We start from the raw sequence: 21842 nt of genomic DNA, 5'->3' as shown, positions 1-21842 counted from the left end.
CATTCGTCGGTGGCAAAATCTTCGGTGGCAAAATCTTCGGTGGGACGATCGTCGATCGAAGGTTCGTCGGTGGCGGGCGGTGTCAGTGCGAGGCGGGCAGCACACCGTCGGGAAAGCGGACTTCCGCCGCCATCTTGCCCTTGGAGCCGTCGCCGTAGCGGACGAGAACGGTCTCGCCGGGCTTGAGTTCGGCGATGCCGTAGCGACGAAGCGTCTCCATGTGCACGAAGATGTCGGGCGTGCCGTCCCCTCGGCTGAGGAAGCCGAAGCCGCGCAGGCGGTTGAACCACTTCACTACGGCCGTCTCGAGTCCGCTCGTCGGCGTGACGCTCACATGGGTACGCGGCATCGGCAGTTCGGACGGGTGCAGGGCGGTGGATTGATCGAGGGAGATCACCCGGAACGCCTGCCAGCCGCGCGGCCGCTCCGTGGCCTCGACGACGACGCGCGCGCCCTCGCTGGCGGATTGATGGCCGTCGCGGCGCAGGCAGGTGATGTGCAGCAGCACGTCGGCCGTCCCGTCGTCGGGAACAATGAAGCCGAAGCCCTTGGCGACGTCGAACCACTTGATGCGGCCGGCGACCTCGATGAGGTCGAGGGGGCGCTGGACCTCGCCACCCAGGCCTTCGCCGGAGCGGGCATCCGCGTGCGTGTCAGCCGAATGCCCCCCGTAGGAGCCCGCCCCGAAATCGTCCGACATTCAGCAACCCACACCCGAATCACGCCACGCGATCCGGAAGGGAGATTAACGAAGTCGTCACCTTCCGGAAGCCTAATTGATCACCCGCCGGGTTGATCCATGTTGCATTGTTCGGGACGCGGGTGCCGGTGCCACAGGGGATCGCGGGGGCGCCGGTTCGATGGTACGGCGAGCGGCATGGCTCCCTCCCCTTCCGATTCCGACGCGGCTCCCGTTCCGCCCCCGCGGATGCGGATCGACGCCCTCGACGTCGCCCGGGGCTTGGCGCTCGCGGCGATGGCGGCCTACCACGCCACTTGGGATCTCGGGTACCTCCGGCTGACCCCGGAGAATTACGCGCTCACGCCGCCCGGCCGGATCGCCGCCCACCTCATCGCCGGCAGCTTCCTGATCCTCGTCGGGGCGGGCCTCGTGCTCGCCCATGGCACCGGCATCCGGCGACGGGCGGTGCTGACACGATTCGCCAGCATCGGCGGGGCGGCGCTGGCCGTCACGGTCGCCACCTATCTGCTGTTTCCCGGGAGCTACGTGTTCTTCGGCATCCTGCACTGCATCGCGGTCGCCAGCGTGCTCGCCCTGCCGTTCCTGTTCGCCCCGGCCGTGGTCACGGCTGTCTGCGCCGCCCTGGTGATCGCGGCTCCCGGTGTTGCGGGGTGGGGCTTGGCGGACGGGAGCGCCCTCGACAGCCCGGTCCTGTTCTTCCTCGGCCTCGGCAAGACGTTGCCGCAGACCAACGACTACGTGCCGCTGTTCCCGTGGTTCGGATTGGTCCTCGTGGGGATCGTCGCCGGGCGCCTCGGCGGACCGCGCCTGGCGAAGACCCGCCTCGGCCGCTGGCGGGCCGTGCGGGGGCCCGGGCGGGCGACCGCCTGGGCGGGGCGACACAGCCTCGCCGTCTACCTCGTCCACCAGCCCGTGCTGCTGGCCCTGTTCTCCGGCATAGCCGCCCTCACCGGGCCGCATCCGCGCGCCGGTGAGGCGGAGTTTCGGACGGTCTATGCCCGCAACTGCGTCGCGACCGGGGGCGAGGCCGCGGCCTGTCGGGTCGCGGCGCGCTGCGTCGTCGGCGCGTTCCGCCGCGACGGTTTATGGGCGCAGGCGCAGCGGACCTTCACGGTCGCCGAGCGGGCGAGGGCGCAGGCCCTGTCGCAGGGCTGCTACGAAGCCGCCGAGGGCACGGCCCCGGCGCCATGACGCCTCAATCCTTGGCGCGCTCCACGTAGGACCCGTCTTCCGTCATGATGACGACGCGGGTGCCGACGGCGATGTGCGGCGGCACGGCGGTGCGCACGCCGTTCGACAGGATGGCCGGCTTGTAGGACGACGACGCCGTCTGGCCCTTCATGGCGGGCTCGGTCTCGGTAATCTCGAGGGTGACGCGCTGGGGCAGCTCGACGGTGAGCGCCACGTCGTTGTGGATCGAGACCATCACCTTCATGCCCTCCTGAAGGTAGGGCGCGGCATCGCCGATCACGTCCTTCTGGATCGCCACCTGATCGTAGGTCTCGGGGTTCATGAAGTGGAAGCCCTCGCCGTCCTCGTACAGGAAGGTGTGCTCCCGGTCCTCGACGAAGGCACGCTCCACCGACTCGGTGGTGCGGTAGCGCTCGGACACCTTCACCCCATCGGTGATGCGGCGCATGTCGAGCTGCGTCACCGGGGTGCCCTTGCCCGGGTGGATGTTCTCGATCGTCAGGATGACGTAGAGCTTGCCATCCTTGTCGACGACGTTGCCCTTGCGGAGCGTGGAAGCGATCACCTTCACGGGGTCAGGTCCTGTTCGTGTCTCGAGAAACGGGTCGGTCGCCCCGGCGCGGTTCGGGTCCACGGGAGCGACATCGTCGTTCCGCCACTACCCTATCCGTGCCCCCGTTGCCAGCCGCAGGACCGGGTGGAGGATGGAAGGAAGGCCCTGAGACGTGGAGACGCCCGGCCGCCCGTGATATGGCCCCGGCGATGACCGCTCCCTCCCCCTGGTGGCATCCGGACCGCCACGCCGACCGGCGTCCGGCCCTGGTGGCGCGCAACCGCATCACCGCCGCCCTGCGGGGCCATTTCGCGGCGGCCGATTTCATCGAGGTCGAGGCCGCCAGCCTTCAGGTGTCGCCCGGTAACGAGGCACATCTCTCCGCTTTCGCGACGGAGATCCTCGGTCCCGATGGCGTGCGCCATCCGCTCTATCTGCACACCTCCCCGGAATTCGCCTGCAAGACCCTGCTGGCGGCGGGCGAACGCCGGATCGTGAGTTTCGCGCGGGTGTTCCGCAACCGCGAGCGCGGCCCCCTGCACCACCCCGAGTTCACGATGCTCGAATGGTATCGGGCGGGCGAGGACTACACCGAACTCATGCGCGATTGCGCCGACATGCTGGCTCTGGCGGCCGAGGCGGCGGGCACCCGGCGCCTCGCCTACCGGGGCCGCGAGGCCGACCCGTTCGCACCCTTCCGGCGCGTGACCCTTGCCGAGGCCTTTTCGGAGGTCGGCATCGATCTCCTGGCCACCGTCGCGCCGGACGGATCGACGGATCGGGATGCCTTCGCGGCGGCCGTTCTGGCAACGGGCCTGCGGGTGGCGGAGGACGACACCTGGGCGGACCTCTTCAGCCGCGTTCTCGTCGCCCGCATCGAGCCCGGTCTCGGCATCGGGCGCCCGACGATCCTGTGCGAGTACCCGGTGTCCGAGGCGGCGCTGGCCCGGCCGAGCTCCCGCGACCCGCGCGTGGCCGAGCGATTCGAACTCTACGCCTGCGGCGTCGAACTCGCCAACGCGTTCGGCGAACTCACCGATCCGGCCGAGCAGCGCCGCCGCTTCACCCTGGAGATGGACGAGAAGGAGAGAGTCTACGGCGAGCGCTACCCCATCGACGAGGCGTTCCTCGCCGCCCTCGCCCTCATGCCCGAGGCAAGCGGCATCGCGCTCGGCCTCGACCGGCTGGTGATGCTCGCCGTCGGCGCGCCTCATATCGAGGATGTGCTGTGGACGCCCGTCACCGGGGGGCGCCGGTGAACCGCCCCCTGAAGAGCCCCGCCGACCTCGCGCGGGCCGGGCTGGTGGACGCCGCGGCCCTCCCCGCCCTGGAGGCCGTGGCCGCCCGCTACGCCGTGTCGGTGACGCCGGATCTCGCCGACCTCATCGATCCGGCCGACCCCCACGATCCCATCGCCCGCCAGTTCGTGCCGCGGGCGGAGGAACTCGCGACGCGCCCGGAGGAGGATGCCGACCCCATCGGCGACGACGCCCACAGCCCGCTCGCCGGCCTCGTCCACCGCTATCCCGACCGGGTGCTGCTGAAGCCGCTCCATGTCTGCCCCGTCTATTGCCGATTCTGCTTCCGCCGCGAGCGGGTCGGCCCCGACGGGCTCGGCACCCTGAGCGACGCCGAACTCGATGCAGTCTTCGCCTATATCGCCGGCCGGGCGGAGATCTGGGAAGTGGTGGTCACGGGCGGCGACCCCTTCGCCCTTTCGCCCCGGCGGCTGGCCCGGATCGCCTCGGCGCTGCGGGAAATCCCGCACGTACGGGTGCTGCGCTTCCACACCCGCGTCCCCGTGGTCGAGCCCGCGACCGTGACCGACGGCCTCGTCGCGGCCCTGAAGCAGTTCGGCGGCGCGGTGTTCGTGGCGCTCCACGCCAACCACCCGCGCGAATTCACCCCCGCGGCGGCGGCGGCCATCGCCCGCCTCGTCGATGCCGGCATTCCCATGGTGAGCCAGACCGTGCTGCTCGCTGGCGTCAACGACGACCCCGCCACCCTGGGCCGGCTGATGAGGACTTTCGTGGAGCATCGGATCAAGCCGTATTACCTCCACCACGGCGATCTCGCGCCCGGCACCGGCCACCTGCGCACCGATCTCGATGCGGGGCGCGCCCTCATGGGGCATCTGCGCGGCCGGCTGTCGGGCCTCGCCCAGCCGCTTTATGTCCTCGACATCCCCGGCGGCCACGGCAAGGTGCCGGTGGGGCCGGACTACCTCCGCGCCACGGCGGCCGGCTGGCGGGTCGAGGATCCGCAGGGTCGTGTCCATGCCTACCCGCCGATCCCTGAGGCATGAGGCCGGTCCGGGTCTCGCGTTCCCTCCCCTGAAGGCCGCTCCCGCGCCATGTTCTTTCCGTTCTCGAAGCTGATCTTCTTCGTCATCACGCCGTCCAACGCGCTGATTCTCGCCGTGGTCGCCGGGATGCTCCTCATAGCCGTCGGGCGCTGGCGTCGCTTCGGACGTGTGCTCGCCGGGGCGGCGGGCCTCGGGCTTCTCGTCGCCGGTTTCTCGCCCCTCGCCCTCTGGGTCGCCTTGCCTTTGGAGGATCGGTTCCCGGCTTTCGTCGACGACGGAACCCCGGTCACCGGCATCGTGGTCCTCGGCGGCGGCGTCGAGACGCGCCTGTCGGCGGCGCGCGACCAGTTCGTCGTCAACGACGCCGGGGAACGCCAGCTCGCCCTCATCGATCTGTCCCGGCGGTATCCCGACGCGCGTCTCGCCTTCACGGGCGGAAGCGCCGCGCTGCGGCCGGGCGAGGTGTCGGAAGCCGAAATCGTCGGCCGCACCGCCGACGGCCTCGGCCTGCCGCGCACCCGTCTCATCCTAGAGAACCGCTCGCGCAACACCCGCGAGAACGCCGCCTTCACCGCCGATCTCGTCAAGCCGAAGCCCGGCGAGCGCTGGCTCCTCGTCACCTCGGCCTGGCACATGCCGCGCGCCGTCGGGTGTTTCCGCGCGGCGGGCTTCACCGTGGCCGCCTATCCCGTCGACTACCGCACCGCCGGGCCGCGCGACGCGGTGCGCTTCAACAGCTTCGCCTCCGACGGGCTCGCCCTCCTCGATGTCGTGGTCAAGGAGTGGATCGGCCTCGTGGTCTATCGGCTCGCCGGCTACACCGACGCCTGGATGCCGGCGCCTCAGGCTTCGTCGGTTCCGGCCGAATCGACGTCGGCCGCTGGCAGCGCCAGCCGGTAGATGCCGCGGAAATCGTCGACATCCTCCACGGGCTTGCCCTTGCGCATGATCGCGATCTGACCGGCCTTGGTCATCCGCACGGCGATGCGGCGCACCGGCTGCATCATCGGGCTCCACACTTCGGGCTGGGCGCCGCCGATGTCGCGGGCAACCTCCGAGGGGCAGACGGTCTTGCCGGGACCGCGCTCGGCCAGGAGGCGCAGGATGGTCTCGGCGATGAGTTCCTCGCTGGGGCCCTTGCGGACCGATGGCGCGGGGGGTGGTGGGGCTGCCGCCTTCGGGGCCGGCGGCGCCTTGGTGCCAGGTGCCTCGCCCGCCTTCTTGGCAGCGGCCTTCTTGCCCTTGAGGGCTTTCGCGGCGGCGATCCGGGCGATGGCGGTCTTGCGGGGTGGTTTCTTCGGATTGGTCATGGGTCCAACCCCTGCCCTGTCCCGTCGTCCTGCGCCAGGAGGGCGGCGCGAATTTTCGAACTGAACTGACGTCGCCACATCACGCAGACCACCGCCGTCGTGGTGAGAAACAGCAGAACTGGGCTCACGAACCATCCGAGATAGGCGAGCGCGAAGAAGAACGCCCGCTGCCCGCGCGCGAAATGGGACCCGGCCGCGATGTTCATCGCGGAGGCACGCCGCGCGGCGAGTTCCATCTCGGCCATGCTGGCGCTGGAGCCCTTGGGCGGCACCGCGCCGAGCAGGATCGCCCCGTAATTGAACAGCCGGTAGGCCCAGGAGAATTTGAAGAAGGCGTAGATGAACACCACCGCCAGCCCCGCGACCTTGATCTCCCAGGTCGTCCGGGTGGCGACGGCGCCGAAGGGCAGCGCCCCGAACAGGGTCAGTACGTCGTCGCCCGAGCGCGACAGGGTCAGGACGCCGCCGAGCGCGATGAGGGAGGTCGAGGCGAAGAACGCGGTACCGTTCTGGAGGGAGGCGTTGATGGTGGTGTCCACCACCCGGTTGTCGCGGTGGATGAGCTGCTCCGCCCAGATCTCGCGCTGGCGGTTCATGATCTGGCTCAGGCTCGTGCGCCGGCCCCGCATCCGCGAGACCGCCATGCCGTAGCCGGCCCAGGCCGCCACGAAGAAGCACAGGGCCGCGAAATCGAGGTAGGAGAAGTCCGCCGTGATCATCGGGTGCGCCTGATGCCGGGCCGATCGCGACCGCTCCGGCGCTAGCCCGGATGGCCGCTCCCTGTCCAGGGTCGGGCCCGTGCGGCCGTTTCAGTCGTGCAGGATCTGAAAGCCCGCCGCCGGGACCGGTCCCTCCGCCTCGGTGATCTCCGTCACGCGGGCCCCTGGAGGCCCCTGCCGGCAAGCGGCGAGCATGGCCGCGACGGCGTGGGCCTCCCCCGAAAAGGTCGCCGCCACGGTGCCGTCGGACCGGTTGCGGACGTGGCCCGAGAGGCCGAGGCGCTCGGCCTCGCCCTTGGTCCAGAACCGGTAGCCGACGCCCTGCACGCGGCCGTGGATGATCGCCTCGACGGTTCTGATCCGGCTCATGGCAATGCTCCTGTCAGGCGGCCCGGCCCCGCAGCCAGCCGCGCAGTTCGGCAATATAAGGGGTCGGCAGCTGCGCCGCATCCGCCGCCGCCAGGACCGATTCGAGGTAGCCCGGACGCGGTGCTCCCTGGGCGGAGCTGCCGCCGAGATAGATCAGGGCACGCTTGGCTCCGCCCTTCAGGGTGACGGGCTGGTAGGCCTTGGTGTAGAGGCCGCCGGCCACGCCCTCGTAGCGATCCAGCGCCGGTACGTCGGCCAGCGCGAGTTCCCAGACCACGCCCCACACGGTGGCGCGCGGATCACGCACCACCGAGGCGTAGCCCTCGCGCATCACGATGAAGCGGTGGCGGTTGAGCCGGCCCTGCCCGATCAGGCGCGAGCCGGGGCAGCGCGCGGCCATGGCGGCCGCGTCCATGTTGGCCCCGTAGGCGAAGTAGAGCGGCACGGGCCGCGCCGCGTCAGGCGAATTCGAGGATCACCGCATCGACGGCGAGGCTGTCGCCCTCCTTCGCCGCGATCTTCGAGACGGTGGCGTCGCGCTCCGCCCGGAGCACGTTTTCCATCTTCATCGCCTCGACGATGGCGAGCGGCTCGCCGTTCTTCACCTCTTGGCCTTCCTTCACCAGGATCGCCTTGACGAGGCCGGGCATCGGGCAGAGCACTTGCTTGCCCGAGCCGGCATCGACCTTCACCGGCATCAGGGCGGCGAGTTCGGCCTCGCGTCGGGTGTAGACCCGGGCCTGCGCCGCCGCGCCCGCATGCTGAAGCGCGACGCCGTTGAGGAGGCCGCGCACCTGCATCGCCACGCGCTTACCTGCGATCTCGCCCTGCCACACGGGCTCGCCCGGGCGCCACTCGCTCTGCACGGTCCAGGTGGTGCCGTCCTCGCCAGTGACGATGAGCGTGCCGCCCACCGCATCGACGGTCACCGGATAGGACGCATCCGCCAGGATCACGACACGGTCGCGCTCGAAGTGGAGCAGGGCCGGATCGCGCATCTGGCCGGAGATGCCGCGCTTGCGCTCGTTAAGCTTGTGATCGATGGCAGCGGCCGCCGCCGCCATGACCTGGGCAATCTCGCCCCTGGGCTCGGGGGCGGAGAAGCCCTCGGGAAACTCCTCGGCGATGAAGCCCGTGGAGATGTTGCCAGAGCGCCAGCGCGGATGCGCCATCAGGGCCGACAGGAACGGGATGTTGTGGCGGATGCCGTCGATGGCGAAGGCGTCCAGCGCCTCGCCCTGTGATTCGATGGCCTGCGCCCGGGTCGGCGCCCAGGTCACGAGCTTGGCGATCATCGGATCGTAGTGGATCGCGATCTCGCCGCCCTCCTCCACGCCGGTGTCGTTGCGCACGATCGCGTCGCCGAACCGACCCTCGGCCGGCGGCCGGTAGGTGGTGAGGCGGCCGATGGAGGGTAGGAAGTTGCGGGTGGGGTCCTCTGCGTAGACGCGGCTCTCGACGGCCCAGCCGTTGAGCTTCACGTCCGTCTGCGCCAGGGGCAACGTCTCGCCGTAGGCCGAGCGGATCATCATCTCGACGAGGTCGAGGCCGGTGATCATCTCGGTGACGGGGTGCTCGACCTGCAGGCGGGTGTTCATCTCGAGGAAGTAGAACGACTTGTCCTGGCCGGCGACGAACTCGACGGTACCGGCGGAGTCGTAGTTCACGGCTTTGGCCAGAGCCACGGCCTGCTCGCCCATCTTCCGCCGTGTCTCCTCGTCGAGGAGCGGCGACGGCGCCTCCTCGATGACCTTCTGGTTGCGGCGCTGGATCGAGCATTCGCGCTCGCCGAGGTAGATCACGTTGCCGTGCTTGTCGCCGATCACCTGGATCTCGATGTGGCGCGGATCGGTGATGAACTTCTCGACGAACACCCGGTCGTCGCCGAAGGACGAGGCGGCCTCGGACTTGGCGCGGGCGAAGCCCTCGGCGACCTCGTCGGAGGAATAGGCGATGCGCATGCCCTTGCCGCCGCCGCCGGCCGACGCCTTGATCATGACCGGATAGCCGATCTCGTCCGCGATGGTGACGGCGTGCTCCGGACTCTCGATGACGCCGAGGAAGCCCGGCACCGTGGAGACGTTGGCGGCGGAGGCGGCCTTCTTCGATTCGATCTTGTCGCCCATGGCCGCGATGGCGTGCGGGTTCGGGCCGATGAAGACGATGCCGGCGGCCTCGAGGGCACGCGGGAACGCTTCGCGCTCGGACAGGAAGCCGTAGCCGGGATGCACGGCCTGGGCGCCGGTCTGCTTGCAGGCGTCGATGATCTTGTCGATGAGCAGGTAGGACTGCGCCGCCGGGGCCGGGCCGATATGCACGGCCTCGTCCGCCATGGCGACGTGCACCGCGTCACGATCGGCGTCCGAGTAGACCGCCACGGTCTTGATGCCCATGCGGCGGGCGGTCTTGATGATGCGACAGGCGATCTCGCCACGGTTCGCGATCAGGATCTTCTCGAACATCGGTCCGGCACTCTGGTCGGTCAGGAAAGGTCGGGGCGCGCGGGACGCCCAAGCTCGTTCCCGTTAAAGCAGTTCTCCGACTTCGGAAAGCTGACCGGCCCGGCACGACGGGGTTTCTTCGGTTCGGTGCTCGCCCGGCGCGCCCGGGGCTTGCCCCGGTCGTTCGCCCTGCAGGAGGCTCGCGCCGCAGGACCTCTCAGGCCGCGGCGAGGAACTCCATCCGGGCCGGCTCGGCGGCGCGGCGCCGGTTGGCTTCCAGGGCGAAGGCGATGAGGGCTTCGTCGCACGACTGGGCCTCGCGGACCACGGCCTGGGCGATCTGACCGGCGAGGAGCGTCGGGCCGGTGCCGTTGCGCAGGGAGGCGGCGAGCCAGCGGGCGGTGCCGGCATCGATGGTGCCCGTGGGCCGCTCGCCCCAGACTGCGAAATCGACGATGGACGCGATGAGGAAGGGGCCGAAGGCGGCATCGATCTGCGGCACGGCCCGGTCGAGGGCGATGAGCATGTCGGCCTCGTCGCGGGTAAGGAAGCCGTCCGGCAGCACGTCGCGGGCGAGAGCCTGGACGTCGCCGGCCGTGATCCGGCCGGCGGCGACGGTACGGTTGCAGAAGAGCTGCAGCGAATGGTTGATCATGTCTTGATTCCTCTCCGGTCTCGACTTTGCCGGTCTGTGCCCGTGTCTATGGTTGGACTATGCGGGCCGGGAGGCTTCAAGTAGTTAACGGCCAAATCTGAATCGACGTTCAGGTTAAAGCCTGATCACGAATGAGACTTATCGAAAGATGTCTAAACCCGAGGGACGCGGACGCCGGTCGGGCGGATGGCGGTGCGCTCTCCGTGCGATCAGCGCACGATGACCTTCGAGCCGATGGGCACGCGGTCGTAGAGGTCGACCACGTCGTCGTTGAGCATGCGGATGCAGCCGGACGAGACCGCCTGGCCGATCTTTTCGGGCTCGTTGGTGCCGTGGATGCGGAACAGCGTGTCCTTCTTGCCCTCGGCGAGGTAGAGGGCACGCGCCCCGATCGGGCTCGTCGGTCCGCCTTCGAGGCGCTTGGGCAGATCGGGCCGGCGCGCCAGCATCTCGGGGGGCGGGTTCCAGTCCGGCCACTCGCCCTTGCGGTCGACTTCCGCCGTACCGGCCCAGGCCATGCCCGCATGGCCGACCGCCACGGGGTAGCGCACGGCCTTGCCGTCGGGCAGCACGAAGTACAGCCGGCGCTCCTTCGTGACCACGATCACGGTGCCGGGCGCTTCCCGGCTAGGGTAATCGACGGTGGCGCGGGCGATCTTCGGGTCGATGACGGCACTGGGCGCGAGTTTCATCCACGCCTTGTCGCGCGCCTCGCCCGTGAGGGCGGCCGGCGTCGCCGCGGCCGTCTGGGTCACCCCCGGCGCGGCGACGTTGGCGGTCTGCGTGTTGCAGGCGGTCAGGGAGAGCGCGCACGCGAGGGCGGCCAGGAGGGGAAGTGGGCGCATGGAACGGGCCTGTCGGCATGCCCGCGTCGTGCCGAAAATCCGGCGCGACACAAACTTGGTTGATGAGGAACTTGGTTGATGAGGTCTTGGTTGATGAGGTCTTGCGCAACCTAACCCGAGCGCGCATCCCAACGTAGGGTCACGCGACGAAGACGTGGCGCAATTGCATCGCCTGTTGCTTCAACGCAACGACAACGGCGGGCATCCGCTCGGGAGGGATGATGTGACGACGCTTTACGTGAGCCATCCCGCTGCCCTCGACCACGCCATGCCGGCCGGGCACCCCGAGAGTGCCGAGCGGATCCGTGCCGTGGACCGGGTGCTGGAGGACGAGCGATTCGCCGGCCTCGTGCGTGGGCTCGCCCCCCTCGCCGACGCGGCGGTGCCGACCCTGGTCCATCCCGTACCCTACGTGCAGGCTCTCATCGAAGCCGCCCCGCGCGAAGGCTTCGTCCAGATCGACGGCGACACCCTGCTGTCGCCCGGCACCATCGAGGCGGCCCTGCGCGGCGTCGGCGGGGCGGTCCATGCCGTCGACGCGGTGATGAAGGGCGAGTGCCGCAACGCCTTCGTGGCCATGCGTCCGCCCGGCCACCACGCCGAGCGTATGCAGGCCATGGGCTTCTGCGTGTTCAACCACGCGGCCATCGCGGCGCGCCATGCGCGGCAGGCGCACGGCGCCTCCCGGGTCGCCCTGATCGACTGGGACGTCCACCACGGCAACGGCTCCCAGGACATCTTCTGGGACGACGCGAGCGTCCTCTACGCCTCGACGCACGAGATGCCGCTTTATCCCGGCACGGGCGCCGCCTCGGAGCGCGGCAACCACGACACCATCGTCAACGTGCCCCTGCGCGCCGGCGACGGCAGCGAGCGCTTCCGGGAGGTGTTCGAGGCCGGCATCCTGCGCCGGTTGGAGGCGTTCGCCCCCGACCTCATCGTGATCTCGGCGGGGTTCGACGCCCACCGCCTCGATCCCCTGGCCCATATCCAGCTCGACGAGGCGGATTTCGGCTGGGCCACGCGCCGGGTCATGGAGATCGCCGAGAAGCACGCGGGTGGGCGCGTCGTCTCGGTGCTGGAGGGCGGCTACAGCCTCAAGGGCCTGGGCTTGTCGGTGGCCGCGCACGTGGACGCGCTGATGGGGCGGTGAGCGTCCGCCGGATCACGGCGTACGAGGCTGCGATCCGGCCTTTCTCCGTGCTGCGCTTCCCTGTGGTGATTCAGGATGGCCTCGCGGCATCTTACCCCTCCAGGCGCTCGTCCCCCAAGAACTCGATCCCGAAGCCCGATAGACCGACATAGGCCCGCGACGAGGTCGCGAGGTTCCGGATCGAGACGACACCGAGGTCGCGCAGGATCTGTGCGCCCAGGCCGACTTCGCGCCAGGCCCGCACGCGCTGGGCCTCCGCGCCCTCCTCGGCATAGGACTGGAGCGGAACACCCGCCGAGCCATCGCGAAGGTAGACGAGGATGCCCCGGCCTTCCTGGACGAAGCGGCGTTTCACCGCCTCGATCTGCCGGCCGCCCTCGATCACGTCGGCCACCACGTTGGAGCGGTGCAGGCGCACCAGCACGTCGCGCCCGTCGCCGATGTCGCCGTACACGAAAGCGAATTGCTGCACGGTCTCGAACGGCGTGGTGTAGGCGTAGCCCGTCATCACGCCCGCCTCCGTGGTCACCGGGAAGGTCCCGACGCGCTCGACCAGCTTTTCACGAGCCTGCCGGTAGGCGATGAGGTCGGCCACCGAGACGCGCTTCAGATCGTGCGTGTCCGCGAAGGCCGTGATCTGCGGGCCCTTCATCACGGTGCCGTCGTCGTTAGCGAGCTCGCAGATCACGCCGACGGGCGGGAGACCGGCGAGCTTGCACAGGTCGACGGCCGCCTCGGTGTGGCCGGAGCGCATGAGCACGCCGCCATCCTTGGCGATGAGGGGGAAGACGTGGCCGGGCCGTACGAAGTCCGACTCGCCCATGTTGCCGTTGGCGAGCGCCCGTACGGTGTTGCAGCGCTGTTCGGCGGAGATGCCGGTGGTGAGCCCGTGCTTCACGTCCACCGTCACGGTGAAGGCGGTGCCCAGCGGCGCATCGTTGGCCGCCACCATGGGATCGAGGCGCAGGCGCCTGGCCTCGGCCCGGGTCAGGGGCGCGCAGACGATGCCGCAGGTGTTGCGGACGATGAAGGCCATCTTCTCCGGCGTGCAGAGGGAGGCGGCGACGACGAGATCGCCCTCGTTCTCGCGATCGTCGTCGTCGGTGACCACGACGATCTCGCCGCGGGCATAGGCCTCGATGGCCTGCGTGACATGGGTGTGGGGCACGGGCAAATCTCTCGGAATCACGATGGCGGGTACGGCGGGGTGGGGCGGGCTCAGGCCCGCTCGCCCACCTGCCCCCGGTGGCGCAGATAGTGATCGGCAAGGACGCAGGCCATCATGGCCTCGGCCACCGGTACGGCGCGGATGCCGACGCAGGGGTCGTGGCGGCCCTTGGTGACGAGGTCGACGTCCCGGTTGTCGTTGGTCACGCTCATGCGCGGCGTCAGGATCGACGAGGTCGGCTTCACGGCGAATCGGCAGACGATCGGCTGGCCGGTGGAGATGCCGCCCAGCACGCCGCCGGCATGGTTGGCGAGGAAGGTGGGGGCGCCGGCATTGCCCGAGCGCATCTCGTCGGCGTTGTCCTCGCCGCGCAGGGCGGCGGACGCGAAGCCGTCACCGATCTCGACACCCTTCACGGCGTTGATGGACATCATCGCGGCGGCGAGATCCGCGTCGAGCTTGCCGTAGATCGGCGCGCCGAGGCCGGGCGGCACGCCCTCGGCCACCACCTCGATCACCGCGCCGATGGACGAGCCGTCCTTTCGGATCTCATCGAGGTAGGTCTCGTAGAACGCCGCCGTCCCGGCATCGGGGCAGAAGAACGGGTTACGGGCGACCTCGTCCCAGTCCCAGAGCGACCGGTCGACGGCGTGCGGGCCCATCTGCACCAGGGCGGCACGGATGATCACGCCCCTGGGCAGGACCCGGCGCGCGATGGCCCCGGCGGCGACGCGGGCGGCGGTCTCGCGGGCCGAGGAACGTCCGCCGCCGCGATAGTCGCGGATGCCGTACTTGGCGTCGTAGGCGTAGTCGGCATGGCCCGGCCGGTAGCTGTCGCGGATCTCCGAGTAATCCTTCGAGCGCTGGTCGGTGTTCTCGATCTCCAGGGCGATGGGCGTGCCGGTGGTGAGCTGCCGGCCGCCGGTGCGGTCGTCCGAGAACACGCCCGAGAGGATGCGGACCTGATCGGGCTCGCGCCGCTGAGTGGTGAAGCGCGACTGGCCGGGCTTGCGACGGTCCAGCTCCGCCTGGATATCGGCGGCCTCGATGGGCACCCCGGGCGGGCAGCCGTCGACGATGCAGCCGAGGGCGACGCCGTGGCTCTCGCCGAAGGTGGTGACGCGGAAGAGGTGGCCGAAGGTGTTGTGGGACATGGTGCCCCCGCTCTAGCGCGGGTCTTCGCGAGTCACAAATGCCGGGCCGGCGCCCGTCCCATACGGCGCCGGCCCGGCGGTCTTCAGGCCGGGACGTCAGCGATTCCCCGGGGTTCCACCTCGGACACGGCGTTGCGCTCGTGCCGGAAGCGCGAGAGGGCCGCGTAGGTCTTGAGGCGTGCCCGCATGAGGGAGCCGAGCGGCCGGTGCGCGGCGAGGCTATGGGCGGGGCGGAATCCCAGCACGTCGTCGGCGTAGGCGAGGCGCGCCGGGCTGTCGGCCACCTGCACAGGCAAGACGAGGCGGGCCACCGTGCGATAGGGGCTTTTCGTGTCGGACCATTCCTTCGAGGCGTCCTCGATGGGCATGGCGTCGAGATCGGTGCAGAGCTGGACCCGGATCTCGAACACCGCCTCGGCCTCGCGGAACTGCGCCGTCACGGCATGGCGGAACACGTCCGGGTCCGCCCCGGGGTCGAGGGTCGCGTCGGCCAGGGCGCCCTGGGCCGCCGTCGCCGGGAAGGCGCCGAGCTTGGCGACGTGGTCACCGTACCGCAGGGCCGCCTGACTGTAATACGGCTCGGCCAGGGGATGTTTCGGGGCGTGGCCGAAGAAGTCGAAGATCGGCGTGTCCTTGCCGGTGAAGGTCTTCACTAGGGTGTTGGCGGCCTGGGCCATCTTCGAGACGATGACCTTCACATCTTCCGGCGCTTTTGTGCCGAGCTCGAGCTGCTTCATGCTGCCGAGGAAGCCCGCCGCGTCGGGGTTGGGGAAGACCGGGCCGGTGGCGAGGACGAAGTCCTGCGTCGGGGCATCGTGACCCGGGAGTTTCTCGCCCTCGACGCCGAACACCTTGATGGCCATGCCGCGGTGGGTGGACACGGAATCCTTGAGGAGCTCGCCGGGGCCCTGCGCGAATCGCACCACCACCGGATGGGTGCCGGGCCTGGCGAACAGGCCCTGCGCCAGTTCCGGCGGCAGGTTGTCTGGAATGTGCAGCTCGCCCACGACCACGCCGCTGACCTTGGCGTGGGAGGCACGCACGGCGTGGCCGTAGCGCTTCGCCGTGGTCTCGCTCTCGCGGATCATCGAGGCGATGATCTTGTCGATCACCGCATCCTCGTCGGGTTTCGGCGTCTCGATGCCGTCGTGATAGCGCAGGTAGGTCTCGCCCATGGTTCTCTCGTCTGGAGGAATTCCAGGAGAGAACGCGCGCCGCCGCCACCGTGTCCGGTCACGAATCGGTGTGAATGCCTTCAGTCCTCCGGCCGCGCCAGCACGCCGCCCGTCATCGCCTCGCGCACCCCCGTGGTCGACGGGAAGGTGATCGGCAGGCCTTTCAGCGAGCGCACGGCGAGATGCGCGAAGGCCTGGGCCTCGAGATAGGCCGAGGACCAGCCGATGGCGTCGGCCGTCGTGATCTCGGCGCGCAGGTGGTAGTTCAGGAGGCGCACCAGTTCGCCGTTGCGCGCCCCTCCGCCGGCGACGATCCAGCGGGCCGGAATCTCGGGCGCGTGGTCCAACGCCCGCGCCACGGCGCGCGCCGTGAAGGCCGTGAGCGTCGCCGCGCCGTCCTCCGTCGAGAGCTGCCCGGCGAGCTTGTGCGAGAACCAGTTGCGATCGAGCGACTTCGGCGGCCGGCGCGCGAAGAACGGGTGGATGAGGAGCCAGGCCAACAGCGGCTCATCGGGGCGTCCCCGCGCGGCGGTGCGGCCGCCGTCGTCCAGGGGGCGGCCCGTGCGCTCGCGCATCCAGTCGTCGATGAGCGCGTTGCCCGGCCCGGTGTCGAAGGCGATGACTTCGCCGTTCGAGGCGATGAGGGTGGCGTTGGCGACGCCGCCGATGTTGAGGATGCCGAGCGCGCCCTCGAAGCCCGAGGCGCGGGCGAGCGCCTGATGGAACACCGGCACCAGGGGGGCGCCTTGTCCGCCCGCCGCGATGTCGGCGTGGCGCAGGTCCGACACCACGGGGATGCCGAGGCGACGGCTGAGCGCCGCCCCGTCGCCGATCTGCACGCTCATGCGCTGGTCGGGCCGGTGCACCACGGTCTGGCCGTGGAAGCCGATGACGTCGATGTCGGCGGGCGTCAGGCCGTTGTCGGCGAGGAAACTCTCCACCGCTTCGGCATGGGCAGCGGTGACGAAGGCTTCCGCCTCGGGAAGGCACCCCGGCCGATCCTCCCGCGCCGTGACGGCCTCCGAATCGGCGAGCGCGCGGCGCAGCAGATCGCGATCCTCGTCCGAGTAGCCGCGATAGCCCGTGGGGCCGAGGGGTTCGAGGTAGCCGTTGTGGCTCTGCACCACCCGCACGTCGTGCCCGTCGGTCTCGATGAGGGCGACGTCGACGCCGTCGAGGGACGTTCCGCTCATCAGGCCGATGGCGCGCATCATGGTCATGGTCGTGCCTTCCTCGGTCAGCCCTGCTAAGAGCCGGCGCAATGACGCGCGGTGCTATCACGCCGGTCCGCGCCGTGTCCCACCCCCGTGATCCTCCGACACCGGAACCGTCCATGTCCCCCGCGCCCGACGCCTTCGCTCCGAAATCCGATTTCCTCCGAGTGCTGTCCGAGCGCGGCTTCATCCATCAGGGCTCGGACCTTGCCGGCATCGACGCGGCGGCGCTGGAAGGCCGGCTCACCACCTATGTGGGCTACGATTGCACGGCGGCCTCGCTCCATGTCGGCCACCTCCTGTCGATCATGATGCTGCACTGGCTCCAGGCCACGGGCGGCACGCCCATCACCCTCATGGGCGGCGGCACCACCCGGGTCGGCGACCCTTCCGGCCGCGACGAATCACGAAAGATCCTCACCCTCGCGCAGATCGAGGAGAACAAGCTCGGCATTCAGAAGACGTTCGCGCGGTTCCTCAAGTTCGAGGGCGGCCGCAACGCCGCGACCATGGTCGACAATGCCGAATGGCTGACGAAGCTCAACTACATCGAGATGCTGCGCGATATCGGCCGGCATTTCTCCGTCAACCGGATGATGTCCATGGACAGCGTCCGCATGCGGCTGGAGCGCGACCAGGAACTGTCGTTCCTCGAATTCAACTACATGATCCTCCAGTCCTACGACTTCGTCGAGCTGAACCGCCGCTACGGCTGCACGATGCAGATGGGCGGCTCGGACCAATGGGGCAACATCGTCAACGGCATCGATCTCGGGCGCCGGATGGGCACGCCGCAACTCTACGGCCTCACCTGCCCGCTCCTCACCACGGCCTCGGGCGCCAAGATGGGCAAGACCGCCGCCGGGGCCGTGTGGCTCGATGCCGGCATGCTCTCGCCGTACGATTACTGGCAGTTCTGGCGCAACACCGAGGACGCCGATATCGGCCGCTTCCTCAAGCTGTTCACCCTGCTGCCTATGGGGGAGATCGCCCGGTTGTCGGCGCTGCAGGGCGCCGAGATCAACGAGGCCAAGAAGGTCCTGGCGAGCGAGGCCACGGCCCTGATGCACGGACGCGAGGCGGCGGACAGTGCCGCCGAGACGGCGCGGAAGACCTTCGTCGAAGGCAGCGTGTCGCAGGATCTGCCGACCGTGATCGTCTCGGCCGACCTCCTCGATGCCGGGCTCGGCGTGCTCTCGGCCTTCGGTCCGGAATACGCCAAGCTGGTGCCGTCCACGAGTGAGGCCCGCCGCCAGATCAAGGGTGGCGGCCTGCGGGTGAACGACGTGGCGCTGACCGACGAGCGGGCGGTGCTGCGCACGGGCGACGTGACGGCGGACGGGGTGATCAAGCTGTCCTTCGGCCGCAAGAAGCACGTGCTGCTGAAGGTCGGGTAGACGCCCCGGCCCGGGCTGCGCGGCCTATCGTTCGGTCTCGCCCATGGGCGCGGCCCCCATGATCCCGTCGTTGCCCCCGCCGGCGCTGAAGAGCTTGCGCAGGATGCCGGGCGCCAGGGCGGAAAGGGGATTGACGCTGACATCGGGCTTCGACAGCCGGCCGGCGACGCGGAAGTTGAGGGCGAACAGACCCTCGTTGTGCCCGCCGCCGAGGAGCTGTCCGAGGATCGGCAGTTGCGACACCACGTTGTTCAGGCCGTAGAGCGGCACGAAGGTGCCGTTGATGTCCGTGCGTTCTTTCGCCGTGTCGAGGTAGCCGTTCAGGGTGAAGCCCATGGCGGCGTTGGAGATCGCCGCGTCGGTGAAGTCGACCCGCGCGCCGGTGCGGACGAAATTGGCGCGCAGGCGGTCGAAGGTCACGTCGTTGCCGGCGTTCTGCACGATCTGCTTGCGGCCGCGCGCATCGACGATCTCGCTGCTCGCCGGTCCCTGCGCCATGATGCTCGACAGGGCCGGCTCGTTGCGCAGGACGAAATTGCGGATCTGCACGACGCCCGCCTGCGGTCCGTCGTTGAGAGCGGTGCTCATGATCAGCCGGCCGCCATACATCCGCTTGTAGATGTCGGCGAACCGCAGGGTCGCGCCGGCATCCTGGGTGTCCAGCGTCAGGGTCGGGCCCTGGTCCGAGCGGCCGATCTGAGCGGTGAACGGGGCCGCTCCGAAGCGGCCCTGGACCCGGCCGGAGCGGACGTCCTTGCCCTTCAGGACGAGCTTGACGGAGGCGTTGGTCAGAGCCTCTCCGTTGAAGCCCGTGAGGATGGCGAGGGAGAGGTCGGCGTCGATGTCCTTGGGGGCGGCGTCGCCCTTGCTTTTGCCATCCTGGCCGGTGAGCCCGCGCAGGATCGGGCGGGCATCGGCCACGGCGCCCTTGACGCCGATCCGATAGGTGTTTCCGGAGCGTTCGAGCTGCAGGCGCATGTCATCGCCCGGTGAGAGCTTCAGGCTCGACAGATCGGCCCGCTCGAACTGGCCGTCCGCCCCGAGGCTCGCCGTACCCCGCGCCGCAGCCGGGGCTGCGTCGAGGACGATGTCGCGCAGCTCGAACCCGCCACCCGACGCGTTCTCGATCAACGTGAAGGCGAGGCGGCCAGGTTTTCCGGCGGCCTTGGTGAAGCCCGGCACGATGCCGTCGATGCCCGCACGGGCCAGATCGGCCTCGATCCGGATCGGCGGCTTGCCCGAACCCGGGCGTCCGATGGGCACGGCGATCCTCACCGGAATGGCGCCGGTGAGCTGGGGCGCGACGGGCAGGCCCTTCTTGGCGCGCAGGGCCTCGTCGAGGCTCAGACCGACGAGAACTTCGCCAGGCGCCCCGGGCTTGGGCTGACGCAGATCCACCGTGAGGGGCGAGCCCATGACGCGGGCATCGCCCTTGAGGGCGAAGGCGCCGCGATCGTAGGACACCGTGAACCGCCCGGCGTCGAGGCGCTCCTTGCCGAAGGCCTTGTCGACGCCGACATCCGTGAGCGTGCCCCCGATGGTCACCGGCAGGTCCGGGAGGTCGGGGATCTGCTTGAGGTTCAGCGGGAAGTCGATGCGTAGGTCGGCCGTGCCCTTCACGCTGGCCGGATCGATGTCGACGCCGGTCAGGGTCTTGAACATCTTCGTCTGCATCAGGGAGACGAGGGCATCGGCCCCGCCTCCGAGGCGCATGCCGATCTGCGCCACCACCGCCTCCGGGGTGATCTTCGGGATGACGAAGGATCCGTCGGTGATGGACAGGACGCGGTTGTCGGCCATGCGCAGGTCGGCGGTCACGTTGCGGATGGTGGTGGTGAGGCCGGTGATGACACCGGTGACGCGGCCACGGCTCAGGGGCGGCGCGTCGTCCGAGACCGCGAGCGTCGCGTCGGAGACGGCGAAGGCGATGTGCACGGCATTGTCGGGCATCGGTTCGCCGCGCGTCGCGGCGGCGAGTTCGCTGCCGCTCATGTCGACGGTGATGTCGACGCTGTCGACTTTTCCCCCGCGCAGGTAATCGACGAGGTAGTTGCGCGCCGCCGGCGCCACGTGTTCGGGCCACAGGCGCATGGCCATGCGCCCATCGGTGTTGGCCGCGGCGATGCGCAGGGTCAGCCCGTCGTCGTCGGCGGTGGTGCCGAGGGTGCCGGTGATCCGCCCGCTCGCCGGGCCGGCCTTGACGGAGAAATCGTCGATGGCGATGCCGCCGGCCCGCCCCGTGAGATGCGCCGACAGGGATTCGATCGCGACGGGGCGGTCCTGCGCGTTGGCGCCCCGCAGGGTGGCGTCGCGCCCGGCGAGGCTCATGGTCCAGGCGATGTCGGAATCCGGAGCCCCTGCTGTCCAGGCCCCGGTGAGACGAGCCGAGTTGCCCGCGCCGCGATAGTCGAGGGCATCGAGCTTCATCGCCCGGCCCGCCTCGTCCCAGCTCACCTTCGCCGCGAGGCTGTCGATGGTGACGGGGTTGAAGTCCTTCTCCTCGATGAGGAAGTTGCCGTCGCTGGTTCGGATCGTGGCCGCCATCGACTCGATCCGTCCGGCGTCGAGGGCGACGTCGGCCTTGGCCGAGAGCTTGAGGTCGGTCTCCACCGGCAGCTTCGACTGACCGGAGAGCAGCAGCAGGTCGGTGATCGGCAGATCGTCGAGGGTGATGATGCCCGTGCGGCGGGTGCCACCGGCCTCCTGCACGTCGCCGCCGAAACGCCATTCCCCGTGCGGACCGTCGATGCGCAGTTCGAACACGCGGGCGTTGCGGGTGGCGTCGCGCCGGAACAGGCCGTTGACGTGCTCGAACACCGCGCGCTGGCGGGCGTCGTCGTCGATGAGGGTGAGGCGGCCGTTGGTGATGCGCGCCCGGTCGAGCGCCCCGACGATCCCGGCGGAATCCAGCACCACTCCGAAGATCGACGCCACGGTGGCCGAGATCGGCGAAACGGCCCCTTGCGTGGCGTCGACGCTCGGCAGGGTATGGGGTTGGACGGCCCCGGCCTGATCGGGGTCGTTCGCCGCGAACGCGATGGCGCCGTTGCGGTGAACCAGGGCGGTCATCTGGAGGTCGCGGAATTCGATGGCGCGCGGCTGGACCGAGAGGCGGGCGAGGCCCCAGGTGTCGAGGCTCACCACGGCCTGCGGCGCCCGCACCACGAGGGCACCCTCGGAGTTGTAGATGTCGAGCCCGGCCACCCGCAGGGCCAGGGAATTTTCCGAATCGAGCTCCAGGGCGCTGTCGCGCAAGGTCACGCGCCAGCCCGTGCCGATGCTGCCGGCGATGGCCGATGCGACACGCTCCGACATGCCGTCGATGCGCAGGGGACCGTTGGACAAGCGCCAAACCAGGCCGGCGAGCCCGAGGCCGACGCCGAGCACGAGGATCAGTACGGGCCAGAGGACCCAGCGCCGCCGCCGTCCGGCCACGCGGCCCGGCCGCAAACCCGTGACCGTGTCCTGAACCATCAATCCGTGAGCCGCT

20 protein-coding genes are annotated in these 21842 nt (G+C 69.8%); 6 read left to right on the top strand and 14 right to left on the bottom strand.

Annotated elements, in window-relative coordinates:
• Window positions 1–82: 82 nt before the first annotated feature.
• Window positions 83–700: a cold-shock protein gene (locus ASF52_RS18060; RefSeq protein ID WP_056174832.1), complete on the bottom strand. Its 618-nt coding sequence runs from the start codon at window positions 698–700 to the stop codon at window positions 83–85.
• A 177-nt stretch (window positions 701–877) separates the two neighbouring features.
• Between ASF52_RS18060 and ASF52_RS18055 the strand changes: the two genes are divergently transcribed.
• Entirely contained in the window at window positions 878–1894 is a 1017-nt protein-coding gene (locus ASF52_RS18055) for a DUF1624 domain-containing protein (RefSeq protein ID WP_056174830.1), read from the top strand.
• Between the two features lie 4 nt (window positions 1895–1898).
• Here ASF52_RS18055 and efp read toward each other — a convergent pair whose 3' ends face one another.
• Window positions 1899–2465, bottom strand: coding sequence for an elongation factor P (efp, locus tag ASF52_RS18050; protein WP_056174827.1), 567 nt, complete (start codon window positions 2463–2465; stop codon window positions 1899–1901).
• Window positions 2466–2656: 191 nt separating this feature from the next.
• Between efp and epmA the strand changes: the two genes are divergently transcribed.
• From epmA to ASF52_RS18035, 3 genes are read left to right on the top strand one after another with little or no spacing between them, the layout of a single operon-like run.
• On the top strand, window positions 2657–3706 hold the full coding sequence (gene epmA, locus ASF52_RS18045; protein WP_056175088.1) for an EF-P lysine aminoacylase EpmA: 1050 nt from the start codon (window positions 2657–2659) through the stop codon (window positions 3704–3706).
• Complete coding sequence (locus ASF52_RS18040; RefSeq protein WP_056175085.1) at window positions 3703–4752, top strand: lysine-2,3-aminomutase-like protein; 1050 nt, start codon at window positions 3703–3705, stop codon at window positions 4750–4752. The genes epmA and ASF52_RS18040 overlap by 4 nt, the downstream gene beginning before the upstream one ends.
• 48 nt (window positions 4753–4800) lie before the next feature.
• Window positions 4801–5652, top strand: a complete 852-nt coding sequence (locus ASF52_RS18035) for a YdcF family protein (protein ID WP_056174826.1) — start codon at window positions 4801–4803, stop codon at window positions 5650–5652.
• Here the strand turns inward: ASF52_RS18035 and ASF52_RS23335 are convergent.
• From ASF52_RS23335 to ASF52_RS18000, 7 genes are all read right to left on the bottom strand, one after another.
• A complete protein-coding gene (locus ASF52_RS23335; protein ID WP_056175082.1) occupies window positions 5595–5870 on the bottom strand; it encodes a DUF3253 domain-containing protein in 276 nt (91 codons plus the stop codon). The two genes, ASF52_RS18035 and ASF52_RS23335, sit on opposite strands and share 58 nt — an antisense overlap.
• Window positions 5871–6058: 188 nt before the next feature.
• Window positions 6059–6781 (bottom strand): DUF599 domain-containing protein, encoded by a 723-nt coding sequence (locus ASF52_RS18025; RefSeq protein WP_056174824.1) that lies wholly within the window; start codon window positions 6779–6781, stop codon window positions 6059–6061.
• A 90-nt stretch (window positions 6782–6871) separates the two neighbouring features.
• Window positions 6872–7150 (bottom strand): acylphosphatase, encoded by a 279-nt coding sequence (locus ASF52_RS18020; RefSeq protein WP_056174821.1) that lies wholly within the window; start codon window positions 7148–7150, stop codon window positions 6872–6874.
• 13 nt (window positions 7151–7163) lie between these two features.
• Complete coding sequence (locus ASF52_RS18015) at window positions 7164–7595, bottom strand: gamma-glutamylcyclotransferase (RefSeq protein WP_056174820.1); 432 nt, start codon at window positions 7593–7595, stop codon at window positions 7164–7166.
• Between the two features lie 13 nt (window positions 7596–7608).
• Window positions 7609–9612, bottom strand: a complete 2004-nt coding sequence (locus ASF52_RS18010; protein WP_056174818.1) for an acetyl-CoA carboxylase biotin carboxylase subunit — start codon at window positions 9610–9612, stop codon at window positions 7609–7611.
• 196 nt (window positions 9613–9808) lie between these two features.
• Window positions 9809–10246: a hypothetical protein gene (locus tag ASF52_RS18005; RefSeq protein WP_056174816.1), complete on the bottom strand. Its 438-nt coding sequence runs from the start codon at window positions 10244–10246 to the stop codon at window positions 9809–9811.
• Between the two features lie 209 nt (window positions 10247–10455).
• Window positions 10456–11091, bottom strand: coding sequence for a L,D-transpeptidase (locus ASF52_RS18000; RefSeq protein WP_056174814.1), 636 nt, complete (start codon window positions 11089–11091; stop codon window positions 10456–10458).
• 223 nt (window positions 11092–11314) lie between these two features.
• Here ASF52_RS18000 and ASF52_RS17995 point away from each other — a divergent pair, with 223 nt between their 5' ends.
• Window positions 11315–12244, top strand: a complete 930-nt coding sequence (locus tag ASF52_RS17995) for a histone deacetylase family protein (RefSeq protein WP_056175080.1) — start codon at window positions 11315–11317, stop codon at window positions 12242–12244.
• Window positions 12245–12335: 91 nt separating this feature from the next.
• Here ASF52_RS17995 and ribB read toward each other — a convergent pair whose 3' ends face one another.
• The 4 genes from ribB to ASF52_RS17975 form a co-directional block, all read right to left on the bottom strand.
• Window positions 12336–13412, bottom strand: a complete 1077-nt coding sequence (ribB, locus tag ASF52_RS17990) for a 3,4-dihydroxy-2-butanone-4-phosphate synthase (protein WP_056174811.1) — start codon at window positions 13410–13412, stop codon at window positions 12336–12338.
• 50 nt (window positions 13413–13462) lie between these two features.
• Window positions 13463–14566, bottom strand: coding sequence for a chorismate synthase (gene aroC, locus ASF52_RS17985; RefSeq protein ID WP_056174809.1), 1104 nt, complete (start codon window positions 14564–14566; stop codon window positions 13463–13465).
• 83 nt (window positions 14567–14649) lie between these two features.
• Window positions 14650–15741 carry a catalase family protein gene (locus tag ASF52_RS17980; protein WP_056174808.1) on the bottom strand — a complete coding sequence of 364 codons (1092 nt, stop codon included), beginning with the start codon at window positions 15739–15741 and terminating at the stop codon, window positions 14650–14652.
• Between the two features lie 80 nt (window positions 15742–15821).
• Window positions 15822–16961, bottom strand: a complete 1140-nt coding sequence (locus ASF52_RS17975; RefSeq protein ID WP_200918687.1) for an anhydro-N-acetylmuramic acid kinase — start codon at window positions 16959–16961, stop codon at window positions 15822–15824.
• A gap of 113 nt (window positions 16962–17074) precedes the next feature.
• Here ASF52_RS17975 and tyrS point away from each other — a divergent pair, with 113 nt between their 5' ends.
• Complete coding sequence (gene tyrS, locus ASF52_RS17970; protein ID WP_056174806.1) at window positions 17075–18352, top strand: tyrosine--tRNA ligase; 1278 nt, start codon at window positions 17075–17077, stop codon at window positions 18350–18352.
• A 24-nt stretch (window positions 18353–18376) separates the two neighbouring features.
• Here tyrS and ASF52_RS17965 read toward each other — a convergent pair whose 3' ends face one another.
• A complete protein-coding gene (locus ASF52_RS17965) occupies window positions 18377–21826 on the bottom strand; it encodes a YhdP family protein (protein ID WP_056174804.1) in 3450 nt (1149 codons plus the stop codon).
• Window positions 21827–21842: the final 16 nt, after the last annotated feature.

This window comes from Methylobacterium sp. Leaf112 (genome assembly GCF_001423295.1).
Classification (GTDB): domain Bacteria; phylum Pseudomonadota; class Alphaproteobacteria; order Rhizobiales; family Beijerinckiaceae; genus Methylobacterium.
Note: the sequence above shows the minus strand (reverse complement) of the source record. Positions and strands in the feature narration are given on the sequence as shown.

Excerpts from the sequence above, each read along its gene's own strand:
- ASF52_RS18035 (WP_056174826.1), top strand. The coding sequence starts at position 4,801 with ATGTTCTTTCCGTTCTCGAAGCTGATCTTCTTCGTCATCACGCCGTCC.
- epmA (WP_056175088.1), top strand. The coding sequence starts at position 2,657 with ATGACCGCTCCCTCCCCCTGGTGGCATCCGGACCGCCACGCCGACCGG.
- ASF52_RS17965 (WP_056174804.1), bottom strand. The coding sequence starts at position 21,826 with ATGGTTCAGGACACGGTCACGGGTTTGCGGCCGGGCCGCGTGGCCGGA.
- ASF52_RS18025 (WP_056174824.1), bottom strand. The coding sequence starts at position 6,781 with ATGATCACGGCGGACTTCTCCTACCTCGATTTCGCGGCCCTGTGCTTC.
- ASF52_RS18020 (WP_056174821.1), bottom strand. The coding sequence starts at position 7,150 with ATGAGCCGGATCAGAACCGTCGAGGCGATCATCCACGGCCGCGTGCAG.
- aroC (WP_056174809.1), bottom strand. The coding sequence starts at position 14,566 with ATGTCCCACAACACCTTCGGCCACCTCTTCCGCGTCACCACCTTCGGC.
- ASF52_RS18055 (WP_056174830.1), top strand. The coding sequence starts at position 878 with ATGGCTCCCTCCCCTTCCGATTCCGACGCGGCTCCCGTTCCGCCCCCG.
- ASF52_RS17975 (WP_200918687.1), bottom strand. The coding sequence starts at position 16,961 with ATGACCATGATGCGCGCCATCGGCCTGATGAGCGGAACGTCCCTCGAC.
- ASF52_RS17980 (WP_056174808.1), bottom strand. The coding sequence starts at position 15,741 with ATGGGCGAGACCTACCTGCGCTATCACGACGGCATCGAGACGCCGAAA.
- tyrS (WP_056174806.1), top strand. The coding sequence starts at position 17,075 with ATGTCCCCCGCGCCCGACGCCTTCGCTCCGAAATCCGATTTCCTCCGA.
- ASF52_RS18000 (WP_056174814.1), bottom strand. The coding sequence starts at position 11,091 with ATGCGCCCACTTCCCCTCCTGGCCGCCCTCGCGTGCGCGCTCTCCCTG.
- ASF52_RS18060 (WP_056174832.1), bottom strand. The coding sequence starts at position 700 with ATGTCGGACGATTTCGGGGCGGGCTCCTACGGGGGGCATTCGGCTGAC.
- ASF52_RS18005 (WP_056174816.1), bottom strand. The coding sequence starts at position 10,246 with ATGATCAACCATTCGCTGCAGCTCTTCTGCAACCGTACCGTCGCCGCC.
- ASF52_RS18010 (WP_056174818.1), bottom strand. The coding sequence starts at position 9,612 with ATGTTCGAGAAGATCCTGATCGCGAACCGTGGCGAGATCGCCTGTCGC.